This is a genomic window from Flagellimonas ochracea (genome assembly GCF_009903685.1).
GTDB classification, from domain to species: Bacteria; Bacteroidota; Bacteroidia; order Flavobacteriales; family Flavobacteriaceae; genus Flagellimonas; species Flagellimonas ochracea.
Genome location: NZ_JAAABI010000002.1, coordinates 713,077 through 735,583, shown reverse-complemented (window position 1 = coordinate 735,583; position 22,507 = coordinate 713,077). Strand labels below are relative to the sequence as shown.

General features: G+C 41.3%; 23 protein-coding genes. 9 read left to right on the top strand and 14 right to left on the bottom strand.

Going from position 1 to position 22,507, the window contains the following annotated elements:
- The 8 genes from GTQ34_RS08990 to GTQ34_RS08955 all read right to left on the bottom strand — a co-directional run bounded on the left by GTQ34_RS08990 (position 1) and on the right by GTQ34_RS08955 (position 6,133).
- The gene (locus GTQ34_RS08990) at positions 1 to 1,059 is read right to left on the bottom strand and encodes an NAD(P)/FAD-dependent oxidoreductase (protein ID WP_166523439.1); all 1,059 of its coding nucleotides are present in this window, start codon (positions 1,057 to 1,059) and stop codon (positions 1 to 3) included.
- 66 nt (positions 1,060 to 1,125) lie between these two features.
- Entirely contained in the window at positions 1,126 to 1,365 is a 240-nt protein-coding gene (locus GTQ34_RS08985) for a NifU family protein (RefSeq protein WP_166523438.1), read from the bottom strand.
- Positions 1,366 to 1,367: 2 nt separating this feature from the next.
- Positions 1,368 to 2,507 carry an Mrp/NBP35 family ATP-binding protein gene (locus tag GTQ34_RS08980; RefSeq protein ID WP_166523437.1) on the bottom strand — a complete coding sequence of 380 codons (1,140 nt, stop codon included), beginning with the start codon at positions 2,505 to 2,507 and terminating at the stop codon, positions 1,368 to 1,370.
- Between the two features lie 120 nt (positions 2,508 to 2,627).
- Positions 2,628 to 2,954: an MGMT family protein gene (locus GTQ34_RS08975; RefSeq protein ID WP_166523436.1), complete on the bottom strand. Its 327-nt coding sequence runs from the start codon at positions 2,952 to 2,954 to the stop codon at positions 2,628 to 2,630.
- A 1-nt stretch (position 2,955) separates the two neighbouring features.
- Positions 2,956 to 3,585, bottom strand: a complete 630-nt coding sequence (locus GTQ34_RS08970; protein ID WP_166523435.1) for a LysE family transporter — start codon at positions 3,583 to 3,585, stop codon at positions 2,956 to 2,958.
- A gap of 3 nt (positions 3,586 to 3,588) precedes the next feature.
- The gene (trmB, locus tag GTQ34_RS08965; RefSeq protein ID WP_166523434.1) at positions 3,589 to 4,257 is read right to left on the bottom strand and encodes a tRNA (guanosine(46)-N7)-methyltransferase TrmB; all 669 of its coding nucleotides are present in this window, start codon (positions 4,255 to 4,257) and stop codon (positions 3,589 to 3,591) included.
- 125 nt (positions 4,258 to 4,382) lie between these two features.
- Positions 4,383 to 5,447, bottom strand: coding sequence for a sensor histidine kinase (locus GTQ34_RS08960; protein WP_166523433.1), 1,065 nt, complete (start codon positions 5,445 to 5,447; stop codon positions 4,383 to 4,385).
- Complete coding sequence (locus GTQ34_RS08955) at positions 5,447 to 6,133, bottom strand: response regulator transcription factor (RefSeq protein WP_166523432.1); 687 nt, start codon at positions 6,131 to 6,133, stop codon at positions 5,447 to 5,449. Before GTQ34_RS08955 ends, GTQ34_RS08960 begins: the two co-directional genes overlap by 1 nt.
- A 188-nt stretch (positions 6,134 to 6,321) precedes the next feature.
- On the opposite strand from GTQ34_RS08955, the gene GTQ34_RS08950 reads away from it, so the two are divergent.
- From GTQ34_RS08950 to GTQ34_RS08930, 5 genes are all read left to right on the top strand, one after another.
- Positions 6,322 to 9,147 (top strand): TonB-dependent receptor, encoded by a 2,826-nt coding sequence (locus GTQ34_RS08950; protein WP_166523431.1) that lies wholly within the window; start codon positions 6,322 to 6,324, stop codon positions 9,145 to 9,147.
- 21 nt (positions 9,148 to 9,168) lie between these two features.
- Positions 9,169 to 10,374, top strand: a complete 1,206-nt coding sequence (locus GTQ34_RS08945; protein WP_166523430.1) for a multidrug transporter — start codon at positions 9,169 to 9,171, stop codon at positions 10,372 to 10,374.
- A 141-nt stretch (positions 10,375 to 10,515) separates the two neighbouring features.
- The gene (locus GTQ34_RS08940; RefSeq protein WP_166523429.1) at positions 10,516 to 10,824 is read left to right on the top strand and encodes a T9SS type A sorting domain-containing protein; all 309 of its coding nucleotides are present in this window, start codon (positions 10,516 to 10,518) and stop codon (positions 10,822 to 10,824) included.
- Between the two features lie 137 nt (positions 10,825 to 10,961).
- Positions 10,962 to 11,285, top strand: a complete 324-nt coding sequence (locus tag GTQ34_RS08935; RefSeq protein WP_166523428.1) for a T9SS type A sorting domain-containing protein — start codon at positions 10,962 to 10,964, stop codon at positions 11,283 to 11,285.
- A 66-nt stretch (positions 11,286 to 11,351) separates the two neighbouring features.
- Complete coding sequence (locus tag GTQ34_RS08930; protein WP_166523427.1) at positions 11,352 to 12,338, top strand: LuxE/PaaK family acyltransferase; 987 nt, start codon at positions 11,352 to 11,354, stop codon at positions 12,336 to 12,338.
- Here GTQ34_RS08930 and GTQ34_RS08925 read toward each other — a convergent pair.
- Positions 12,335 to 12,715 (bottom strand): hypothetical protein, encoded by a 381-nt coding sequence (locus GTQ34_RS08925; protein WP_166523426.1) that lies wholly within the window; start codon positions 12,713 to 12,715, stop codon positions 12,335 to 12,337. The two genes, GTQ34_RS08930 and GTQ34_RS08925, sit on opposite strands and share 4 nt — an antisense overlap.
- A 56-nt stretch (positions 12,716 to 12,771) precedes the next feature.
- Positions 12,772 to 14,067, bottom strand: coding sequence for a tyrosine--tRNA ligase (gene tyrS / locus GTQ34_RS08920; RefSeq protein WP_166523425.1), 1,296 nt, complete (start codon positions 14,065 to 14,067; stop codon positions 12,772 to 12,774).
- 84 nt (positions 14,068 to 14,151) lie between these two features.
- On the opposite strand from tyrS, the gene GTQ34_RS08915 reads away from it, so the two are divergent.
- Positions 14,152 to 15,156: an NAD-dependent epimerase/dehydratase family protein gene (locus GTQ34_RS08915; protein ID WP_166523424.1), complete on the top strand. Its 1,005-nt coding sequence runs from the start codon at positions 14,152 to 14,154 to the stop codon at positions 15,154 to 15,156.
- On the opposite strand, the gene GTQ34_RS08910 is transcribed toward GTQ34_RS08915, so the two are convergent.
- Genes GTQ34_RS08910 through GTQ34_RS08900 form a run of 3 tightly spaced genes read right to left on the bottom strand, consistent with a single transcriptional unit; the run spans position 15,140 to position 17,643 of the window.
- Positions 15,140 to 15,574: a DUF4296 domain-containing protein gene (locus tag GTQ34_RS08910; RefSeq protein ID WP_166523423.1), complete on the bottom strand. Its 435-nt coding sequence runs from the start codon at positions 15,572 to 15,574 to the stop codon at positions 15,140 to 15,142. The two genes, GTQ34_RS08915 and GTQ34_RS08910, sit on opposite strands and share 17 nt — an antisense overlap.
- 3 nt (positions 15,575 to 15,577) lie before the next feature.
- On the bottom strand, positions 15,578 to 16,912 hold the full coding sequence (locus GTQ34_RS08905) for a dihydroorotase (RefSeq protein WP_166523422.1): 1,335 nt from the start codon (positions 16,910 to 16,912) through the stop codon (positions 15,578 to 15,580).
- A 2-nt stretch (positions 16,913 to 16,914) separates the two neighbouring features.
- The gene (locus GTQ34_RS08900) at positions 16,915 to 17,643 is read right to left on the bottom strand and encodes a polyprenol monophosphomannose synthase (protein WP_166523421.1); all 729 of its coding nucleotides are present in this window, start codon (positions 17,641 to 17,643) and stop codon (positions 16,915 to 16,917) included.
- A gap of 121 nt (positions 17,644 to 17,764) precedes the next feature.
- Between GTQ34_RS08900 and GTQ34_RS08895 the strand changes: the two genes are divergently transcribed.
- From GTQ34_RS08895 to GTQ34_RS08885, 3 genes are read left to right on the top strand one after another with little or no spacing between them, the layout of a single operon-like run.
- Complete coding sequence (locus tag GTQ34_RS08895) at positions 17,765 to 19,426, top strand: ArnT family glycosyltransferase (protein ID WP_166523420.1); 1,662 nt, start codon at positions 17,765 to 17,767, stop codon at positions 19,424 to 19,426.
- Between the two features lie 35 nt (positions 19,427 to 19,461).
- Positions 19,462 to 20,079: a DUF4271 domain-containing protein gene (locus tag GTQ34_RS08890; RefSeq protein WP_235914997.1), complete on the top strand. Its 618-nt coding sequence runs from the start codon at positions 19,462 to 19,464 to the stop codon at positions 20,077 to 20,079.
- A 6-nt stretch (positions 20,080 to 20,085) separates the two neighbouring features.
- On the top strand, positions 20,086 to 20,829 hold the full coding sequence (locus GTQ34_RS08885) for a uroporphyrinogen-III synthase (RefSeq protein ID WP_166523418.1): 744 nt from the start codon (positions 20,086 to 20,088) through the stop codon (positions 20,827 to 20,829).
- Positions 20,830 to 20,880: 51 nt separating this feature from the next.
- Here the strand turns inward: GTQ34_RS08885 and pckA are convergent, their stop codons facing one another.
- Positions 20,881 to 22,497 (bottom strand): phosphoenolpyruvate carboxykinase (ATP), encoded by a 1,617-nt coding sequence (pckA, locus tag GTQ34_RS08880; protein ID WP_166523417.1) that lies wholly within the window; start codon positions 22,495 to 22,497, stop codon positions 20,881 to 20,883.
- Between the last annotated feature and the right edge of the window lie 10 nt (positions 22,498 to 22,507).

Here is a 22,507-nt window from a genome sequence, read left to right as displayed (position 1 = left end):
TTAATCAATTGCTTTGACTACGGCTTTTGGAGCCTCCTTTTTACTACCATCAAATCCTATGACACCACCAACAGTTGTGTATTTCATTACATACTTTTTGTCGGGATGAATGCGTTGATAAGCACTTTGGCACATCAGTGTCGCCTCGTGGAACCCACAAAGGATGAGTTTCAGTTTACCTGGATAGGTATTGACATCTCCAATGGCATATATTCCGGGAATATTGGTTTGGTAATCCAGCGCATTGTTAACCTTGATGGCATTTTTTTCAATCTCTAAGCCCCAATCGGCTATAGGGCCAAGCTTTGGAGATAGGCCAAATAAGGGAATAAAATTGTCTACAACAACATCCACTTCCTCATCAGAGTCGGTCTTTCTCACCGTGACTTTCTCCAATTTTCCTTCACCATGAAGCGTAACCACTTCTGCTGGGGTAATCAGATGGATTTTTCCTTGGTTTTTAAGCTCCTGCACTTTTTCCACAGAGTCCAAAGCCCCCCTGAATTCGTTGCGCCTGTGCACCAAAGTAACTTCATCGGCAACTTCGGTCAGAAAAATGGACCAGTCCAGGGCCGAATCCCCTCCTCCGGCAATCAATACTTTTTTTCCTCTATAAATTTCAGGTTCCTTGATCATATAGGCCACACCATTGTCCTCATAATCCGAAAGATTTTTCATCAGCGGTTTTCTGGGTTCAAAACTTCCCAATCCGCCTGCAATGGCAACAATAGGGGCTTGATGCTTGGTTCCTTTATTGGTGGTCACCAAAAAAGAACCGTCCTCCAATTTTTCAATGGTTTCAGCTCGTTCTCCCAAAGTAAAACCTGGCTGAAATGGTTTTATCTGCTCCATAAGGTTATCCACCAACTCTCCTGCCAGCACCTCAGGAAACCCAGGAATGTCGTAGATAGGTTTCTTGGGATAAATTTCAGCACATTGCCCTCCAGGTTGGGGCAGAGCATCTATTAAATGGCATTTAAGTTGTAAAAGACCTGCTTCAAAAACGGCAAAAAGACCCGTAGGCCCCGCTCCAATGATCAATATATCGGTTTTAATCATTTAAATGTGTTTTTTTGAAAGCGCAACTTATTGCTTGCGATGGGAAGTGTCTATGATATTTGTCATTTAACTTAGGTTAATGACTTCTTCAATTTGTGGGACATATTTTTTAATGGTCATTTCAACCCCACTTTTTAAGGTCATTTGATTGACGCTGCACCCGATGCAGTTGCCTTCCAACCTTACTTTGACAGAAGTATCGTTCTCTATGGAAACCAAGGTGATATCACCTCCGTCACTCTGGAGAAAGGGTCTTATTTCTTCCAAGGCCTTTTCAACATTAATTTTGATTTCTTCCGATGTCATGCTCATTTCTTTTTAACAGCGGCACAACCAGCCATTGTTGTTATTTTAATTGCTTCGGTGGGGGGCAGGTCCTCATTTCTTCTGACCAGTTCCTGAACTACATTTTTAGTCAATTCTTCAAAAGCCTCCTCCAAAGGGGTAGCCGTTTGCAACGCCGCCGGTCTGCCCACATCTCCAGCCTCGCGAATACTTTGCACTAGGGGAACCTCGCCCAAGAATGGCACTTTCAAGTCCTCGGCCAGATTTTTGGCTCCATTTTGTCCAAAGATATGGTATTTGTTGTTAGGCAACTCCTCAGGAGTAAAATAGGCCATGTTTTCAACAATACCCAGCACAGGAACACTGATGGCCTCTTGCTGGAACATAGCAACCCCCTTTCTGGCATCTGCCAATGCAATCTCTTGCGGTGTGCTCACGACCACGGCACCAGTCACCGGCAAGGATTGCATAATGCTCAAATGAATGTCACCCGTTCCGGGAGGCAGGTCAAGCAACAAGAAATCCAGCTCGTCCCAATGGGCATCAAAAATCATCTGGTTCAATGCCTTTGAGGCCATGGGACCCCGCCAAATAACTGCTTGATTGGGTTGAGTGAAAAATCCGATGGAAAGCAATTTGACACCGTGGTTCTCCACAGGCTTCATTTTGGCCTTTCCGTTCACATTGATGGACAATGGTTTTTCCATAGTGACATCAAACATAATGGGCATGGACGGTCCATAAATATCAGTATCCAACAGTCCTACTTTAAAGCCCATTTTAGCCAAGGTCACCGCTAAGTTCGCTGTTATTGTGGATTTTCCAACACCTCCCTTTCCTGAAGCTACGGCTATAATGTTTTGGATTCCGGGTATCGGTTTCCCTTTGATCTGGTTTACCTTCGGCTTTTGTGGGGCATCAACCTTTAGGTTGATTTTAATCTTAGCCTTTTCATATACCTCACTGTGGATAATCTTCAAAATCTCCACTTCGGTTTTCTTTTTGGCCTGAAGACTTGGGTTTTTGATGGTAACATCCACCTCAACCTCATCTCCAAACAGCTGTACATTGGTCACTGCACCGCTTTCCACGAGATTTTTACCTTCGCCGGGGGCGGATATTTTTTCCAATGCTTTGAGAATGTCTGCCTTTTTCAGCTTCATCTGTCCTAATTTTCTATGCAGTCGTTTGTACTGATTCTAAATTACAAAGATACGCCTTAAGGCCGATCTAAAGAAGCTGGCCCATTGAAAATGAAGATGGTGGGATTGTAACGAATTATACTATCCAAGCTCTTTAGCTGGATCCCAAAAATGTTCCTTAAAACTCACAATTTGATTATCGACCACTTCAATGCCCTCGTTCTCCAACAGTTGTTGCATTAAGTTTGTTCCATCAAAATGATGCTTTCCCGTTAATACTCCAATACGGTTGACCACGCGGTGTGCTGGAACATCTTTGCCCGATGAATTGTTCATCGCCCAACCCACCATGCGTGCACTTCGAGCTGCTCCTAAATATTTGGCAATGGCTCCGTACGAGGTGACCCTACCGTAGGGAATCTGCTTTGCCACCTCATACACGTTGTCAAAAAAATTTTGTTCCTCCATGTCAGCGATAAAAAATCCGGATTAGGGTAATGACCAAAAGCACTAGCATCAAGGCACTAAGTATATAATTGGAGTTTTTGGAAAATCTATTGGTCTTGGTCTCCAATTTATTGAAATAAAAGGTATACAGATATAACACTGAAAATGTGCCCATTCCGGCAGCTAGTACAAAAGTGATAATGTCTTGTGCCTTAAATTGTATCCAACCGGCTTCGTTCCACATAGCATTGAGTCCACTGTAATAAGGTATGGTCAGCAAGTTCAAGGCTGCCAACAATGTGCCTTTATAAAAGCTGTTCTTTTTGCTTAGGTTCACTTCTTTCATCTTTTGTTTCTTCTTCCGTTTGGCAGTGATGAAGAAATAAATGGCAAAAAATGCAAAAACGGCTATCGCTATTTTTAATAATAGGTCAATTACTTCAGGATGTCGATACAAAAATTTGGATATGTGCACAGCGATATAAGCCTGTATCATAATCATTGTAGAGACTCCCAAGCTAAAAATCACCCCATTTTTCTTCCCTTTTTCCACACTGGTCTTGGCTGCATTCATATTGAGCAAGCCGGGTGGCACGGTAGCCATAAAAGCTGCTGAAAAAGTCGCAAAAAAGAGAATTAAAATGTGGGTCATTGGTCAGTTGATCCTAAATTGGATATAGGTTATTGGTTTTCCTTCTTCAAGATACTGTTTTTCATAAAAAGTCTGAATTTCCAAAACTTCGGCAGGACTGCCTTCATTTCGGTACACGTTATGGTTGGCATAGCTAATTTCGTGCCCTAGACCTTGCAACAGCCCCAACGTATAGCCATGCATAAACTCACTGTCCGTTTTTAAGTGGAGGATTCCCCCTTTCTTCAAAATTCGCTTGTACCTCTCTAAAAACTGTGGGTTGGTCAGTCGGTGTTTAGTGCGCTTATATTTTATTTGGGGATCTGGAAAGGTAATCCAGATTTCATCCACCTCTTCTTCCCCAAAAAAACAATCAATCAACTCTATCTGTGTCCTAAGAAAAGCCGCGTTGTCCAACTTTTGATTCAATGCCGCCTTGGCCCCTCTCCAAAAACGAGCTCCCTTTATGTCAACACCAATGTAATTTTTATTTGAATTCCGCTTAGCCAGCTCCACGGTATATTCTCCCTTACCGCAGCCAAGTTCCAAAATTATGGGATGGTCATTGTTAAAAAAGGAGGCCCAATTGCCTTGCAGGTTAAATCCCTTTAATGCTTCTTCCCGAGTGGGCTGGACCACGTTGCCAAAACTCTCGTTCTCCTTAAACCTTTTTAACTTGTTTTTACTTCCCACTTTGATATAGATTGAAAAAACCTATGGTTTTTGACAAAGCTAAGGCAATCTTGATGATGGGCAAATGGCATACATATTTAACCGCATATCCTCAACCTGGAGAGGTAATAATCTTGTTGCCCGATTTAGTGCTGTTCAGGAAGATTCGTCCTCCGTTTTTCCAAAGTAAATGAAAACTCAGAACCTACGCCTTCTTCACTTTCAACATAGATTTTTTCACCGTGCGCCTCAATGATGTGTTTTACAATGGCTAATCCAAGGCCTGAACCGCCTTCACTGCGGCTACCACTTTGGTCCACGCGGTAAAATCGTTCAAAAAGTCTTGGGATGTGCTGTTTTGGAATTCCCTCACCGTTATCCGTAACTCTGACAATGACTTTATTTTTTATAAGGTTTTCTACACTGACCTCTGTAGTGCCGTTTGGAGATCCATACTTTATGGAATTCACCAAAAGATTACTGATGACTTGCTGGATTTTCTCCCTATCCGCATTAACATAAATGGGGTTTTCGTACTCCATATCAAATGTCAGTGTAATTTCTTTTTGGGCCGCTTTCATCTCCAATAAATCAAAGATATTTTGAATGAGTTCGATGATGTTAAAATCCGTTCTTTCCAATTTCAATCCACCCACTTCAAGTTTAGTGATCAAATCAAGATCTTTAACAATATAGATGAGTCGTTCTACTCCTTTGCTGGCACGCTGTAAATACTTTTCCCTGAGCTTTTTATCCTTCATGGCACCATCCAATAATGTTAGAATATACCCTTGAACTGTAAACAAAGGTGTTTTAAGCTCATGGGAAACATTCCCCAAAAAATCCTTCCTATATTCTTCACGTATTTTAAGGGTGTCTATTTCTATTTTCTTGCCTTCTGCAAACTTTTCAATTTCCTCGGTAAGGGTTTTCATATCCGTGGTCACAGGTCTGGAAGAAAAAGTGGAAGATTCAAGCAGGGACACATCATCATATATTTTTTTGATTCTCCTGTATATGAAACGTTCTACGCGAATTTGAAGAACTATAAAGCATATAGCAAAACATAGTAGGGCAAAAGGAAGGGCATAAAACCAATACTGATTTTCAACTATCAAAAGAAAAATCAGAAATAATGCCGTAATAAAAATGGTGATGAAAAGAGAGGATCTAAAGGCAAATTTGTAGGATTTCCTAAGCTTAATGGCCATTACAGAACAAACTTATACCCCACTCCCTTGACGGTTTTGAAGTGGTGGTCCCCAATTTTTTCGCGAAGTTTTCGAATGTGCACATCAATGGTTCTGCCCCCAACGACCACTTCGTTGCCCCATACCTTATCTAAAATCACCTCACGCTTGAACACTTTGCTGGGCTTGGATGTTAGTAGTGATAAAAGCTCAAACTCTTTTCTGGGCAAAATGATTTCTTTACCATCGTTCACTATCTTGTATTCTTCCCTATTGATGACGATATTCCCAACCTTAACAATATCCTCGACCTCTTTTTTATCTTCCTTCAGCCTACGCAGTAGCGCTTTCACCTTGCTCACCAAAACTTTGGGTTTTATGGGTTTGGTGATATAGTCATCGGCCCCGGCCTCAAAACCTGCCACTTGGGAATAGTCTTCCCCACGTGCGGTTAAGAATGTGATGATGGTATGTTCCAATCCTGGAGTGTTTCGGATTATCTCGCAGGCTTCTATGCCATCCATTTCAGGCATCATAACATCTAGAATGATCAAATGGGGTTTTTTCTTCTTGGCCTTTGCCACACCTTCGGCTCCATTTTTTGCCGTGAAAACCTCATAACCCTCGGAGGACAAATTATACCCAACTATTTCCAAAATATCCGGTTCATCATCTACAAGGAGGATCTTAATATCCTTATTCTTCATGGAAAGTTTTTTTGTCTTTTATCATTCAAATGTAAAGATAATACTATAACGGCATAAACGCTTAACGTTCATTTAATGTCATAACCTTATTGTAACGGTTTTCAAATAAATACTTAACAAACAGCTAACACGGCTTTTACAACCCCCCCCTTTCTTTGCCCCCGAAATCAAACTGTACTGCAGATCGCATGAAAACTACTCTGATATTGCTATTATCTCTTTTTACCGTCGTAGCTTTTAGTCAAGAAAACGGAAGCATTGTTGGTCAATTGACAGATAAGGAGCTCAACGACGAGCCTTTGGCTTTTGCTAATGTATTGATAAAGGGGACCACGAATGGAACCACTTCCGATTTTGATGGTCTTTTCGAAATCGATGGGGTAGAACCTGGAACCTACACATTGGTGATAAGCTTTCTGGGCTATGAAACCTTGGAAGTTCCCAACGTGTTGGTAGAACCGCGGAAAGTAACTCAAATAAATGCAGGATTGGGGGCGGCAAGCGTGGGTTTAGATGAGGTGGTTGTAACCACCAGCGCAAGCAAAGACTCTGAAGTAGCCCTGTTATTAGCACAGAAACAAGCTTTGGTCATACAAGAAGCCATTAGTGCCGAAGCGCTTACATTAAAAGGAATAGATGATGCGGCGGCGGCTGTTGCCCAAATCTCAGGTATTTCCAAGCAGCAGGGATCAAGTAATGTCTATGTAAGGGGTTTGGGCGACCGCTACCAGAACACTACCATGAACGGTCTTTCCCTTCCCTCCAACGATGTGAATAAAAAGAACATTAATCTCGATTTATTTTCATCAGGTATTATTGAAAATGTGGCGGTCAGCAAGGCGTACAACTCATCATTTTTTGGGGACTTTGCCGCAGGTAATGTAAATATTGATTCCAAGGAGTATACCGGTGACGGATATGTGGAGGTCACTTTGGGAAGTGGCATAAATACCAATGCATCTGGCGAAGATTTTGTGCGAAGCGAAGGGCCAAGCAATTTCGGATTCTACAATCGCTATGATAATGATCCTTTTGCCGTGGTTCTTTCTCATGGCGTTGACCCTCAAGAAGCTTGGAGTCCTATTAACCTTTCTGCTGCCATTGAAGGGGGTTATTCTTTTAACCTCAACAAAGACAATTCCAGATTGAGCTTCTTCGGAGCTGCAAGTTTCAACAACGGCTATGAAATTTGGGAAGGGCCAGCACGGGACTTCACCAATGTTCTCAAGGTTGATTTTCCCAATGTTCGCGAGTTTGCCTATACAACCAATACCACTGCACTGGGAAATGTCTTATATCGCATAAACAATGACCACAAGGTAAAGTTAAGTTCTCTTTTCATCAACAGTTCTGCCGATGCTGTTGGATTTTATGGTATAAATGGGCAAGGCACCAATAGAGATGCAATTCTAACTACTGATGAAGGTTTCTTTGTACAAAATGTACAGTTCAATCAAGATATGATTTTTGTAAATCAACTCACGGGACAGCATGTTTTCAATGAGAAGTTGGATATGGATTGGGGCATAGGCTTCAACAAGGTCTTTTCTGATGAACCCGATAGAAAAAGGATAACGTTGGAAAACTATCAATTGGCTTTAGATACTGATACCAATACCAATCCGGTATTTTATACCAATATTCCTTTTGATAATCAACGTTTTTTTCAAAGCATCGAGGATGATGAATTGAATAGTTTTATACATCTTGGATATCAAGTATCCGATAAGTTCAAGCTAAACTTTGGATACAATGGAAGGACAAAGGAGCGCAGATTTAATAGTATCCGATATGGTTATGAAATTCAGGATCGTGATGGCACACCCATTGCAGATGTCAACAATTTCAACAGCATTTTTGATGTAAACAATATCAATATTCCCAACGGAGAAGGATTGTGGGATCTTCTCGTCCTAAATCCCATCAACAACGATATTGGTAACCGTAACCGCCCCGGATTACCTGAGAACACCTATACTGGAAACTTAGATGTTCATGGGGTATATGCGGCAGCTGACATTCAGGTAGGCGAAAAATGGACTTTTGTTCCCGGTTTTCGGGTAGAAACCTTTGATCAGGACATTGTCTATGATGTGATCAACATAAGACCAGATGATCCAGGCTTCAGAAGCGTTTATGAGAACATCTTTCTGCCAAGCCTAAACGTAAGGTATGAATTGAACGAAAATTCAAATTTGAGGTTTGCAGTCAGTAAAACAGCCTCTTTTCCCGAATTCAAGGAAGTGGCACCTTTCGTATACGAAGCAGTGACCATAAGGTATGGTGGTAACCCTGATCTTTTAGGAGGACTGGACGGAACTGGAGCAACCTATTCAGATATCTACAACTATGACCTCAAGTATGAATGGTTCTTGGAACGAGGAGAAATTATATCGCTTGCAGCTTTCGCCAAAACCATAAAGGATCCGGTGAATCGTGTCGTGGCCGCCGATGCTACGGGAACCCAGCGTTATTTTAGAACCGGGGACCAAGCTGATATATTCGGTATTGAATTGGAGGTAAGAAAAAATCTGTACACGGATGCTGATGACAATGCCATAGTTTCGGTAGGTGTTAATGCAGCTTATACCCACACAGAACAAGATTTGATAGATATTCCCGCTGGTGAGGAAAATACTTTTGGCACTACGTTCGATAGGGATTCGGACGAGTTGGAAGGAGCATCTCCTTTCATAATGAACGCGGACTTAAACTTCAGTCCCATTTTTGGCACTTATAAGCCAAAAGCCACAGTGGCCTTTTCCTATTTCTCCAATCGTATTTTTTCCTTGGGAGCAGGTAGCTTGGGCAATATTGTGGAAAAGGCTGTTCCTACTTTGAATTTTGTTTGGCAAAACTCCTTTGGTGAGCATTTTGAAGCCAATCTTTCTGCCAAGAACATTTTAGATCCAGACATCTCTTTTATTCGTCAAGGCACGGGTATTGGAGATATTGTAATACGAGAGTATAGCCTTGGGGTTAACGTTGGGCTAACCCTTAAATATAAATTTTAATTCTTTTTTAAACTCAAACAAATGAAAAACAAGTTTTTATTTTTAGGTATAGCCACTGCTTTGTTCATTGCTTGCGAAAGTGACGATACCTCCGATATTGTTATCAATGATAACAGTGTAACAAACAATACCACCAATACTGGTGGCAGCGATGAACCCACTACAGATGATGCTGTTAGCCTTAGTGGTGTTTATACGGAAGATTTGATCTTGGACCCAGATACTGATTATTTAATTACCGGTCCTGTACTGATGTCCTCAGGAACAACCCTAACTGTACCTGCAGGAATGACTGTTAGAGCTGAACCTGTTGGTGTAAATGCCTATATCGCCATTCAACAAGGTGCAAGGATAATTGCAGATGGCAGCTCTAATAATCCGATTGTATTTACTTCAAATGCAGACAATCCCTCTTCTGGAGACTGGGGCGGCATCGTGCTTTGTGGAAGAGCGCCCATCAACTCGACCCCTGATGGTTCTGATGATACCGCAACAACTGAAGTAGGTGGTCTATCTTTTGGTGGTAATAATGCTGCCGATGACTCTGGTATTTTAGAATACGTTCGCGTGGAATATGCGGGTGGTGCCATAGATGGCAATGCTGAGCTAAATGGGGTTTCCATCTACGGTGTCGGAACTGGAACTACCATCGATTTTGTACAAGTTTTTGAGGGTTCTGACGATGGATTTGAATTTTTCGGTGGAACCGTTAATGCAAGTCATTTGGTCGTTGTTAACTCCGAAGACGATTCCATAGACTGGACCGAAGGTTTTGTTGGTTCTTTGACCGATGTTTATATTCAGCATGGTGATTCCCACGACAAGGCTTTCGAATGTGATGGTTATAATACCGACTTTAGCAACGAAGGTGGATATTTCTCCGCCCCTACCGTGACCAATGTTACAATTGTGGGTGATGGTACCGCTGATGATGACGAAGCCATACGATTGAGAGCTGGTACACAAGGTGTCTTCACCAACGTGGTAATCAATAACTATGATGAGGCATTTGACCTGGACGGGGACATGGGCGATAACCCAACCGGTCAAGGGGTACTTGATAATTTGTTGAACATTGTTGATGTAACTTTCAATAACGTTACTACAAACTTGAAAAATGATACTGGATTTGTTTTCGACGAAACTGATGTTATCTCTGGCGTTGGAAACGGTACAGGTACCGATGTGGCCAGTTGGGGCGCTGGTTGGACCGTGGGTATCAACTAAAACATCTTGAATTAATTGAAAAAGCCCCTTAAAAAGGGGCTTTTTTGTATTCATCAATTCAAAACACCTTTTCGTCAAACTGCACGCGGTCACTTCTATATTTTTATATCTTTGTGGCATAGCCTTTGTTATCAATACCTTATGAAGCAACTTTACTTTGTTCTCTTCTTTACGGTCTGCTCCCTTGGTTTTGCACAAAACAACCAAGCAGGTACCGATATTGATGGCCTGAAGTTGTACCCCAACCCAGTCACACAAGGTAAAGTTTACATCCAAACTCCAAAAAATGCCCCTAAACAAATCTTTATATTTGATGTACTGGGGACCCAAGTGCTTAAAACAACCATTCTGGGCAGGGAGTTGAATCTTTCACAATTGGACAAAGGAGTCTACATTCTGCGAGTTTTTGAAAACAATCGCGTAGCTACTAGAAAGCTTATTATCAAGTAGTTTTGCTCTTGTTTTATCTCCAGTAAACATCAAAATTCACCCCTTTCCCAACAAAATAGGCCGTTTCACAACATTTTATGGCCCTTCCCCATTGATTTACATACTTTTATATTCCGCATAATCCCAAATCGGAGTATATGAGAAAACTCTACTTTATTCTTATTATGGCTTTACCCCTATTCTCATTTGGTCAAGAACTGGTTACAGTCAACACCCAACAAACGCAAGAACTGGAAGGATTCAAAATGTATCCGAATCCGGCCTATGGGGAGGAAGTTTACATAACTACCGAAACCAACGGAAGCAAACAAATTAAAATATTTGATGTTTTTGGTGATGTGGTACTTACTGAAAGAATCTCAACAAATACGTTGAACATTTCTAGACTGGTTCCTGGTGTTTATGTACTTCAAGTGACCGAACGGGAAAAGACCATGACCCGAAAACTCGTGGTAAAGTAAAAGAACAATCTAGCAAAAGCGTTTCTCCCCGAAGCGCTTTTTATTTTTGGGTACTTTTATGCCCAAATGGATCTGCACCGTATTCAAGATGTTTTCTCAATTTCCAATGCCGCTGAATTCAATCAGTTGGCTATGGAAATTTTTAAATTTCAATACCGTCACAATTCCGTTTATCAAACCTTTTGTAATTATTTGGGAAAATCGGCATCCAATGTTTCCCGCATTGATGATGTGCCATTTTTGCCCATCCAATTTTTCAAAACGCACAAAGTAACCTCAGCGGACAAAGAAATCGAAGCCGTTTTTGAAAGTAGTGGCACATCGGGCACCAGAACAAGCAAACACTATATTGCGGATCTATCTCTGTATGGACAAAGTTTTAGAAAAGGTTTTGAACGATTTTACGGTCCGGTTGATGATTATTGCATCTTGGCCCTGCTGCCCTCCTATTTGGAACGCCAAGGTTCGTCTTTGATTTATATGGTCAACGATTTGGTGCAACGTTCAAAACATTCGCAAAGTGGTTTCTACCTTTATGATTTGAAGGTTCTGAACAAAAAACTTATACAGTTGGAAAAAAAACAGACCAAAACACTGTTAATTGGTGTTTCTTTTGCCTTACTTGACTTGGCTGAACGGTTTCCACTACCTCTAAAACATACCACCGTTATGGAAACAGGTGGAATGAAGGGGAGAAGAAAAGAACTAATACGCGAAGAGCTGCACACCATCTTAAAAAATGCCTTTAGCACATCCCATGTACATTCGGAATATGGAATGACAGAACTACTGTCCCAAGCCTATTCCAAAGGTGATGGAATTTTTCATGCCCCGCCTTGGATGCGTGTTCTTGTGCGGGACCCCGAAGACCCACTTTCTACAAAATCGTATGGGGAAACTGGTGGACTTAATATTATTGATCTCGCCAATGTCCACTCCTGCAGTTTTATTGCAACCCAGGATTTAGGGAAAACATTTTCGAATGGGTCTTTTGAAGTCTTGGGGCGTTTTGACCATTCAGATATAAGGGGATGTAATTTAATGGCGCTTTAGTTTCTGGAATAGAAGTAGGTAATCTCATCATCGGCTATTAGCGGTTCATCCACAAAGGTCAAAATTAGAGAATCGCCATCTTCTTGGTATCGGTATTGCCTTTCTAAAATGGTAATCACCGAACCATCAACCGTATATGGATATGTACCCTCTGGTGCCAAGAACTGTATTACTTCATCATTTTCTATGACCACGTTTTTGTTTGTACGGTCAAATTGAATTGTATGAGTGCTAAAATCTACATTATCCCCAAAGAAACAAAAACAGACCACGCTGTTCAAGACCCATTTTTCGCCAGTGGGTTCAATATCATTATTGTCATTGCTACTGCACGCAACAATGCCCAAAGCACATAACATCAAGATTGTTTTCTTCATCTTTTGCGAGGTGGATTCTCTTTTAGGATGGTTCCTCGGAATATCCGTTGCGTGGCCTATTGCATTACTAGCACAAAATAATTTTTTTTGCCCCGTTGCAATAAAACAAAACGGTTGTTAATCAAGTCATCGGTAGTAATACGATAATCCTCTTTGACCTTTTCTTTGTTCACGGAGATGGAATTCTGCTTCAATTCCCTTCGGGCTTCTCCATTAGATCCCAAAAAACCTGTTTTGGCTGCCAATGCTGCAATCATGTCCAGTCCAGAATCCAACTCTGACTTTGAAATTTTGGCTTGGGGCACTCCATCAAAAACATCCAAAAACGTTTTCTCGTCCAACTGTTTTAGATCTGAAGAAGTCGATTTGCCAAAAAGTATGGAACTTGCCTTGATCGCATTTTCCAAATCTTCCTTGGAATGCACCATAGTCGTAATCTCTTCCGCCAATCTTTTTTGCAATGCTCTTGCATGGGGAGCTTCTTTATGTGTTTCAATCAAACCCTCAATCTCGGAACGTTCCATGAATGTGAAAATCTTGATATACTTTGCGGCATCTTCATCCGAAGTATTCAACCAATACTGATAAAATTTATACGGGGAGGTTCTTTCCGCATCCAACCAAACATTTCCACCCTCTGTTTTGCCAAACTTGGTGCCATCGGCTTTGGTGATTAAGGGGCATGTAAGGGCAAAACCTTTTCCTCCACCAATTCTACGAATAAGCTCCGTTCCTGTGGTAATGTTTCCCCATTGATCGCTTCCACCCATTTGCAAGGTACAATCGTGATGTTGATACAGATATAAAAAGTCATATCCCTGTACCAATTGATAGGTAAATTCTGTGAAAGACATGCCTTCCTTGGCATCGGACATCAATCTTTTTTTTACAGAATCTTTCGCCATCATATAGTTCACAGTAATGTGTTTCCCTACATCCCGGATGAAATCCAGAAAAGAAAAATCTTTCATCCAATCGTAGTTGTTCACCAAAACGGCTGCATTGGGTTCATTGCTGTCAAAGTCCAAAAAACGACTTAATTGCTCCTTAATCGCTTCTTGGTTGTGTCGTAATGTTTTTTCATCCAAAAGATTACGTTCTTGTGACTTTCCTGAAGGGTCACCTATCATACCTGTTGCTCCTCCTACTAGGGCAAAAGGCTTGTGTCCCGCCAATTGAAAATGTCTCAACATCATTACACTGACCAAGTGTCCGATATGCAGGGAGTCTGCTGTTGGGTCTATTCCCACGTAGGCAGCACGCATAGTTTCCATGAGATGCTCCTCAACCCCTGGCATAAAATCGTGCACCATTCCCCTCCATTGTAGTTCTTGAACAAAATTCTTCTCCATTGTAATCAATTAGGATAGCTGCAAATATAAAATGAACTTAGAACATCCTTTAATAAATCAACTACAAATGGGTACTTTTATCAAATGATTTTAGTTACTGGCGGCACAGGTTTGATAGGTTCCCACTTGTTGTACCATTTGGTGAACCAGCATAAAAAGGTCAGAGCGCTTTACCGTAGCAAAGACTCGCTGAAGAAAGTACTCCATGTTTTTGGATTTTATTCCGATGACCCTTCGACAGCTTTTGATAAAATTGAGTGGGTCAAGGGAGATATTATTGACCTTGTTAGTTTGGACAGCGCGTTTGAAGGGATAGAACACGTATATCATTCCGCGGCCCTTATCTCTTTTGACCCCCGAGATTACAAGTCGTTGGTAAAGGCCAACGTGGAGGGAACGGCCAATGTGGTCAATTTATGTAACAAGTACCAAGTAAAGAAACTTTGTTATGTGAGTTCCATTGCTGCCATTGGTAATGGCAGTAAAGGCAAAATGGTTACTGAGGAAAATCCTTGGCACGATGGGAATGTTTCTGTATATGGGCTCACCAAGCATAATGCTGAACTGGAAGTTTGGCGTGGCACACAAGAAGGTGTGCCTGCTGTAATCGTGAATCCAGGTGTGGTAATTGGCCCAGGGTTTTGGAGAACTGGGAGCGGCACCTTTTTTACGTATGCTGCCAAAGGCAAGAAATCGTTTCTTCCGGGTGGAACGGGTTTTGTCTCTGTAAACGATGTTGTGTTATCGATGATTTCATTGATGGAATCCAATGTGGAAAGGGAACGCTTTATCCTTGTCAGTGAAAATTGGAGTTACAAAACCCTTTTTCAAAAAATAGCCCCTAAGCTAGGGGTAGATCCTCCCTCAAAAAAAGTGCCTTTTTGGGTATTGGAACTTTTTTGGCGGTGGGACTGGTTACGCAGTAATATTAGAGGAAAAAGAAGAAGGCTGACCAAAACCATGATGAAAGGACTATATCGTCAAGATACGTATAGCAGTGAAAAGCTAAAAACAACCCTTAACATTGATTTTGAGAATCTGGACCACGCTATTGCTTTTTGTTGCGAGAGGTTTAAGAGTCGGAAGTAGTTTTCTGTAGTACGGAATCTTTGGCCTGTAAGCTGTCCTTTGTCTTTTGGTTTATCTTTCTAATACTATCATTTCTTTGTTTGGTGAAGTCTTCCAATACTTTTTTCTTTTTTTCCAATAGGGCATCTACCTCTTCATAAATGGCCTGATACTCCAAGGGAACAGACGCGTAGTACAGGTCACTTTGCGAAAACTGCACACTATCTATTCCATATTTTTCATAGAGAAATTCCATGGTTTCAATTTCATTCTTCTCCAACATACTTTTAAAGGATGATTTGGCGGCATTCAGGATAGCCAAATCGTGCAATATCAGCACCATTTTTTCTTTAGGAATAAGATTTTCGGGCTTTTCCATGACTTTTTCTGCACAGCTTCCGATGGACAGTAAAAGAAAAAAAAGGACAAACTTTTTCATATTTTATCTGTTGAAGGTAAGTCTTTTGGCATTCTTCTTTTCGGAAAAACGCCCTCTATCATAAGCCAGATGTCCATTCACAAAAGTTCGCACAACTTGTGAACCAAAAGTGGTTCCTTCAAACGGCGACCATCCACATTTATATAGGATGTTGGACTTCTCCACTTTGTTTGGAGCATTACGGTCTACCTGCACCAAATCGGCGTAGTACCCTTCCCTTATAAAGCCGCGTCGGTCCAAATCGAAGAGCTTGGCCGGATTATGACACATTTTTTCAACCAATTTTTCCAAGCTTATTTTTCCTTCAGTTTCTTTCTCCAACATGGCCTGCAAGGCATGCTGAACCAAAGGTCCGCCTGAGGGAGCCTTTGTATAGGGGTTGTTTTTCTCATCCAAAGTGTGCGGAGCATGATCTGTGGCAACCACATCAATACGATCATCCAAAAGTGCCTTCCAAAGTTGATCTCGGTCCTCCTTGGTCTTCACTGCGGGGTTCCATTTGATCAAGGTGCCCTTTTTTTCATAATCTTCGTCAGAAAACCAAAGGTGGTGAATACATACTTCTGCCGTTATTTTCTTTTGTTCCAAAGGAATGGTATTGATGAACAGGTTGGTTTCCTGTCCTGTGGACACATGAAAAACATGTAGCCTTGCTCCAGTTTTCTTTGCCAAGGCAATGGCTCTTGAAGAAGAAAGATAGCACGCCTCAGCACTTCGAATTATGGGATGGAGCTCAATAGGAATATCATCTCCATATTGTTCTTGATATTTTGCCAAATTGGCCCTTATGGTAGTCTCATCCTCACAATGGGTCGAAATTACCATTTCAGTGTTTTTGAATATTTTTTCCAAGACCTCTTCATCATCAACCAGCATATTTCCCGTGGAAGACCCTAAGAACAATTTCACTCCAGAGCACGTATTTTTATCAAGCCGCTTTAGTTCTTCCAAATTGTCGTTGGTGCCTCCAAATTTGAAAGAATAATTGGCAAAGGAATCTTTGGCAGCTATGGCAAACTTTTCTTCCAGTTTCGCAATCGTGGTGGTTTGTGGATTGGTATTGGGCTGCTCCATAAAAGAGGTGATGCCTCCAGCAATGGCGGCCCTACTTTCAGTAGCTATGGTTCCCTTGTGGGTAAGTCCTGGCTCTCTAAAATGTACTTGGTCATCGATTATTCCAGGAAGGAGCAGGTTCCCGTTCAGTTCTATTACATCGGCGTTGGCATCAGAAATGCTATCGTCTATTCTGGTTATGAAGTCGTTTTCCAAAAGCACGTCCGTTTCAAAAATGGCATTTTCATTCACCACTTTAGCATTCTTCAATATGGTTTTTGACATCATCAAAATTTTTTTCTGTAGAATATGCTTCTCAATTTCATGACGATCACTCCAAAAATGGCTTCCCTAATAATCGCTGAATTCATTTTGGACTTTCCATTTACCCTATCGGTAAAAATGATGGAAACCTCCTCTATCTTATATTTTTTTAGATAAGCTCTGTATTTCATCTCAATTTGGAAAGCATACCCGATAAATCGGACATTATCCAAGTTGATATTTTCCAGCACTTCCCGCTTATAACAAACAAAGCCTGCCGTCGGGTCATGAACTTTCATTCCTGTGATGATCTTCACATAGAATGAAGCGCCATAGGACAGTAAAATTCTGAACAGTGGCCAATTGACCACGTTCACTCCTTTTTTGTACCTGGAGCCCACTGCCACATCGGCACCATTGAGACAGGCACGGTGCAAGCGTATTAAATCCGCAGGTCGATGGGAAAAGTCGGCATCCATTTCAAAAATGTAGTCATAGCCCCTTTTAAGTGCCCATTTAAAACCATGGATATAGGCAGTTCCCAAACCGGATTTTTCCTCTCGGACCTCTAAAAAAAGTCTTTCAGGAAATTGCTCTTGCAACTTCTTTACGACATTTGCGGTTCCATCGGGAGAATTATCATCCACGATCAAGATGTGAAAATCTTTTTTAAGGTCGAAAACCGTTTTTATGATGGCCTCAATGTTTTCTATCTCATTATAGGTGGGTATGATGACCAAGCCGTCTGCCATTCGCACAAGATTAGAGCGTAAAAATACGGTTTTCTGGTTTGTTGTATAACCGGTTTGCACATTTTGATTGATTCGCAGTTGGTCAATATTTGTAACTTTGGGCCATTGTAAATCCAGATTGATGATCCAAAAATTTCCCCGGCTATTTCTCATTCTATCCGCTGTGCTTTTTGTCCTCAATCTGATTCAGAGTCATTTTACCGAACTCATTTACGATGAGGCCTATTATTGGTACTACGCCCAAAATTTGGATTGGGGCTATTTTGACCATCCTCCAATGGTGGCGTTCTTGATTTGGATCGGTAGTTGGTTTTTTAATGGAGAGCTTGGGGTGCGTTTTATGAGTTGCGTGCTTTCGGTAGTGACCTATTTTGTTTTATGGTTGCTGATCGACAATCCCAAGAAGAAGGACTATGTCATCCATTTTTTCTTATTGGTGTTTTCCTTTACACTTATGAACGCCTATGGTTTTTTGACATTGCCCGATACTCCATTGCTATTCTTTACGGCGCTCTTTTTACTGCTGTACAAACGATACCTGCAAAATCCTTCGCTGTGGGTGACCGTGTTGCTGGGACTGGTGATGGCGGCATTGATGTATAGCAAATACCATGCTGTTTTGGTGATTTTGTTTGTGTTTGTTTCCAATATTAAACTCATCACCCAAAAGAAAGCTTGGTTGGCTTTGGTTTTGGCATTGGTTTGCTATTTGCCGCACTTTTTTTGGTTGTGCCAGCATGATTTTATCTCCATTCAATTCCACATATATGAGCGGCCCAACCAGCCCTATTCCTTTGAAGGTTTTACGTTGGGTTATTTTCTTAACCTCATAGTGATTATTGGGTTACTTTTTTACTGGGTTTATGCATCGTTGTTTCGTTTTAAAGTGAAAGATCAGTTCTCGAAGGCAATGGTTTATTTGATCTATGGAGTGCTGATTTTCTTTTTTATATCCAGTTTCAACAGAAGGGTGCAGGCCCAGTGGGCCATTGTAATTTCCATTCCCTTGATTGTTATAGCTTTTAATCATTTGCTTGAGAATGCCAAAAGCAGGAAATTGATGTATCGGGTTGGTCTCGTGAGTCTGGTGTTGCTTTTGTACGCAAGGGCATGGTTGATTTATCAACCTTTGTTTCCCCCTGTCATCTACGAAACACATGGCAACAAAAAGTGGGTCGCCGAACTCAAATCAAAGGCCGGAAACCTACCTATTATCTTTGAAAATTCCTATCGGCGGGCGCCGAAATATGAATTTTATACGGGAATTCCCGCGATTTCACTTAACAACTATATGTATAGAAAAAACCAGTATTCCATTGACAATTCAGAGGAAAGGGTGCGGGGGAAAAAAGTAGTATACGTGACTAAATACCGGAAAGGTGGAGATTTAAGGTACATGCATTTGGACAGTACCGTTTTTAATGGTTTTATTAAGGATGACTTTCAGTCTTACCGCAACTTGAAATGTATTGTAGAACAAACTAACAATGGTTCAGAGAATATATTGAAAGTGTATAATCCGTATGATTTTGCAATTGCTTTGGATGCTCTGAAATATTCAGTGGCCTATTCCAACAAGCATAAACAGGTTCAAGAATTACTGCCATTGAAGGTAACAGCTAAAAAGCAATATCAGCAGTTTTTGGAACCAAAAGACACTGCTTTCTTTAATTTTAGATTGCCTTTGCCGAAAATGGAAAATCCCGGTTATTTCAGGATAGGTATTTCGGAACACGGTCTTCCTCCCGGACTAAATGGCAAACCCATTAGTTTAGCACCATGAATTGGATAGAGCGCACAAATTTTTCTTTGGATTGGATGACGCTATCCGTTTTTTTAAGTCTGCTGTTGCTAGCGCTTGGAAAGTATCTTTTTCAGGCGCGTTTTGTGAATTTTATTGTGCTGCCCTTCAACGACAAATATGTATCCCTGGACCATAGGAAAAGGCAATTTTTTAATGTGTTCCATATCCTTTTGACCGCATTTCAGCTCATCAATTTGTCGCTCTTTGTTTTCTTGGCGCAAAAAGTGCTGTTGAATGCTCCTGTTGGTGCTGATAAGAGTGCTTTCTTCTATATTCTGGGATTTTTGATTCTTTTTCAAACGGGCAAGTTTGTCCTGCAAAGAATTAAAGCCTATGTTTTCAATACACAGCAGCTTATATCGCAATTGATATTCAGCAAATTTTCCTATCTCAACTATAGCGGCCTACTTATTTGTGCTGGGAATGTACTTCTAATCTACATTCTAAAAGACTCAAAAATCGTAATTTATGGAACAATCTTGTTGATTGTTTTTATTAATGGCATTGGAATTGCCAAGCTGTTGAAGAACCATCAAAAAACACTCCTGCCCAATTTTTTCTATTTTATTTTGTACCTTTGCACACTCGAAATTGCACCCCTAGTGGTAATTGGAAGCTATCTAAAAGATTGAAAGCTTATGAAAGTAAAAACAATTTTGGTTTCCCAACCTGAACCCAAAATCGAAAATTCTCCCTACTCCCGATTGATTGAGAAAGAAAAGGTAAAGGTAGATTTTAGACCCTTCATACACGTGGAGGGGGTTGAAGCCAAAAATGTAAGGCAGCAAAAAATTGATTTGAACAACTTTTCGGCCATTGTCCTCACCAGTAGAAATTCGGTGGACCATTTTTTCAGAATAGCTGAAGAAATGCGTTTTAAGGTGCCTGATACCATGAAGTATTTCTGTCAGTCGGAAGCAGTTGCCTATTATCTACAGAAATATGTTGTCTACAGAAAGCGCAAGATTTATGTGGGCAAGAGAACGTTCCCTGATTTAATCCCTCTTATCAAAAAGTATAAGGACGAAAAATTCCTTTTGCCATCTTCAGACACGCTTAAACCTTCAGTTCCCCAAGCTTTGGATGATTTGAAGATAGATTGGAAACGTGGGATCTTCTATAAAACGGTCATTAGCGACCTTTCCGATTTAAGGAATGTTTATTATGATGTGCTAGTGTTTTTTAGCCCCTCCGGAATTGAATCCTTATTGAAAAATTTTCCGGATTTTGAACAGAAGGACACCCGTATCGCAGTTTTTGGAAACAGCACGGTAAAAGCTGCCACAGATGCAGGTCTGCGTATCGACATTCAGGCACCGACCCCTGAAACACCTTCGATGACCATGGCGTTGCAGAAGTATATTACCAGCGTAAATAAATAAATTGAAAAAGACTAGATAAAGAAAAAGCCCGGCAAAACCGGGCTTTTTCTTTTAAAAGGCATAGCGCTGTGGGCCTCCACGCCGTATTTCTTCACTGGCAAAGGGTTCAAACTTTTTGAAGTTTTCCCTAAAAGCGTTGCTCAATTTGAATGCCGTTTTATAATACGCCTCATCGTTGTTCCAAGTAGCCCTTGGACTGAGCACTTTTGTGGGAACCCCAGGACATTCCCTGGGTTGAGCCACCCCAAATACGGAATGGATATGGTAATTTTCATAAGAATAAAGTCCGAGCTCTCCATTTAAAGCCGCACTGATCATGGCTCTTGTGTATTTTAATTTCATTCGAGTGCCCACGCCATAAGGTCCACCGGTCCACCCTGTGTTGATTAACCAAACGTCCACTCCAGATTCCTTCATTTTACGGCTCAACATTTCGGCATATTTTGTCGGATGCAACGGCATAAAGGGAGCTCCAAAACAAGCAGAAAAAGATGGTTGTGGTTCTATCACACCTGCCTCTGTACCTGCTACCTTTGCCGTATAGCCCGAAATGAAGTGATAGGCCGCTTGCGACGGTGTCAATTTGGAGATGGGGGGCAGAACGCCAAAGGCATCTGCAGTAAGAAAGAAAATATTTTTTACGTTCTCCCCAATGGAAGGTTCCTGAATGTTTTCAATGTGATAAATGGGATAGCTAACCCTTGTATTTTGGGTAATGGATGTATCCGAGTAATCGACCACACCCCGTTCATCCATGATCACATTCTCAAGAATGGCCCCTTTCTTTATAGCACCATATATTTCTGGTTCTTTTTCCTCAGAGAGATCAATGACTTTTGCGTAGCATCCACCCTCAAAATTAAAAACGGTGTTCTTGGCTGTCCAACCGTGTTCATCATCTCCAATCAATTTACGGTTGGGATCGGTGGAAAGTGTGGTTTTTCCTGTTCCGGAGAGTCCAAAGAACAAAGCGGTATCGCCGTCCTCGCCCATATTGGCCGAACAGTGCATGGGCAAAACATTCTTGTCCACTGGTAAAATAAAATTCAATGCGGAGAAAATTCCCTTTTTGATTTCCCCAGTATATCCGGTGCCAGCTACTAGCGCAATCTTTTTGGTGAAATTTAAAATGGCAAAATTATGCTGACGGGTTCCATCAATTTCAGCATCGGCCTTAAATCCTGGGGCGTTGATTACGGTCCATTCGGGTTCAAAGGCTTCCAGCTCATCCTCCGTGGGCCTCAAAAACATGTTATACGCGAACATATTTGACCAAGGGTATTCGTTTACTACCCTAATATTCAATTTGTAATTTGGGTCTGCGCAGGCAAAACAATCCCGAACGTAGAGTTCTTTTTCATTGAGGTACGCTATTACCTTATCGTATAATTTATCAAACTTTTCACTTTCGAAGGGGATGTTGATTTTTCCCCACCAAATTTTGTCCTCGGTGATACTGTCCTTGACTATGAAGCGGTCCATGGGTGACCTTCCTGTAAACTCGCCGGTACTTACGGCCAATGCCCCCGAAAAAGCTTCTTTGCCCATTCCTTCTTCAATCGTAAGGTCATGCAATTCGTCAGGTGAAAGTTGATAGCGCACATTTTCGTGCTGTATTCCATAAGGTTGTAACGAAATCGTTTTCGAAGCCGGTGTATAAGCTTTCATTTTTTGTTAT

Coding starts and splice junctions, on each gene's coding strand:
- GTQ34_RS08890 (WP_235914997.1), top strand. CDS start 19,462: ATGACGCTATCCGTTTTTTTAAGTCTGCTGTTGCTAGCGCTTGGAAAG.
- GTQ34_RS08975 (WP_166523436.1), bottom strand. CDS start 2,954: ATGGAGGAACAAAATTTTTTTGACAACGTGTATGAGGTGGCAAAGCAG.
- GTQ34_RS08885 (WP_166523418.1), top strand. CDS start 20,086: ATGAAAGTAAAAACAATTTTGGTTTCCCAACCTGAACCCAAAATCGAA.
- GTQ34_RS08970 (WP_166523435.1), bottom strand. CDS start 3,585: ATGACCCACATTTTAATTCTCTTTTTTGCGACTTTTTCAGCAGCTTTT.
- tyrS (WP_166523425.1), bottom strand. CDS start 14,067: ATGGAGAAGAATTTTGTTCAAGAACTACAATGGAGGGGAATGGTGCAC.
- GTQ34_RS08915 (WP_166523424.1), top strand. CDS start 14,152: ATGATTTTAGTTACTGGCGGCACAGGTTTGATAGGTTCCCACTTGTTG.
- GTQ34_RS08955 (WP_166523432.1), bottom strand. CDS start 6,133: ATGAAGAATAAGGATATTAAGATCCTCCTTGTAGATGATGAACCGGAT.
- GTQ34_RS08950 (WP_166523431.1), top strand. CDS start 6,322: ATGAAAACTACTCTGATATTGCTATTATCTCTTTTTACCGTCGTAGCT.
- GTQ34_RS08980 (WP_166523437.1), bottom strand. CDS start 2,507: ATGAAGCTGAAAAAGGCAGACATTCTCAAAGCATTGGAAAAAATATCC.
- GTQ34_RS08905 (WP_166523422.1), bottom strand. CDS start 16,912: ATGTCAAAAACCATATTGAAGAATGCTAAAGTGGTGAATGAAAATGCC.
- GTQ34_RS08925 (WP_166523426.1), bottom strand. CDS start 12,715: ATGAAGAAAACAATCTTGATGTTATGTGCTTTGGGCATTGTTGCGTGC.
- pckA (WP_166523417.1), bottom strand. CDS start 22,497: ATGAAAGCTTATACACCGGCTTCGAAAACGATTTCGTTACAACCTTAT.
- GTQ34_RS08940 (WP_166523429.1), top strand. CDS start 10,516: ATGAAGCAACTTTACTTTGTTCTCTTCTTTACGGTCTGCTCCCTTGGT.
- GTQ34_RS08910 (WP_166523423.1), bottom strand. CDS start 15,574: ATGAAAAAGTTTGTCCTTTTTTTTCTTTTACTGTCCATCGGAAGCTGT.
- GTQ34_RS08895 (WP_166523420.1), top strand. CDS start 17,765: ATGATCCAAAAATTTCCCCGGCTATTTCTCATTCTATCCGCTGTGCTT.
- GTQ34_RS08985 (WP_166523438.1), bottom strand. CDS start 1,365: ATGACATCGGAAGAAATCAAAATTAATGTTGAAAAGGCCTTGGAAGAA.
- GTQ34_RS08930 (WP_166523427.1), top strand. CDS start 11,352: ATGGATCTGCACCGTATTCAAGATGTTTTCTCAATTTCCAATGCCGCT.
- GTQ34_RS08945 (WP_166523430.1), top strand. CDS start 9,169: ATGAAAAACAAGTTTTTATTTTTAGGTATAGCCACTGCTTTGTTCATT.
- GTQ34_RS08960 (WP_166523433.1), bottom strand. CDS start 5,447: ATGGCCATTAAGCTTAGGAAATCCTACAAATTTGCCTTTAGATCCTCT.
- GTQ34_RS08935 (WP_166523428.1), top strand. CDS start 10,962: ATGAGAAAACTCTACTTTATTCTTATTATGGCTTTACCCCTATTCTCA.
- GTQ34_RS08990 (WP_166523439.1), bottom strand. CDS start 1,059: ATGATTAAAACCGATATATTGATCATTGGAGCGGGGCCTACGGGTCTT.
- GTQ34_RS08900 (WP_166523421.1), bottom strand. CDS start 17,643: ATGGCAGACGGCTTGGTCATCATACCCACCTATAATGAGATAGAAAAC.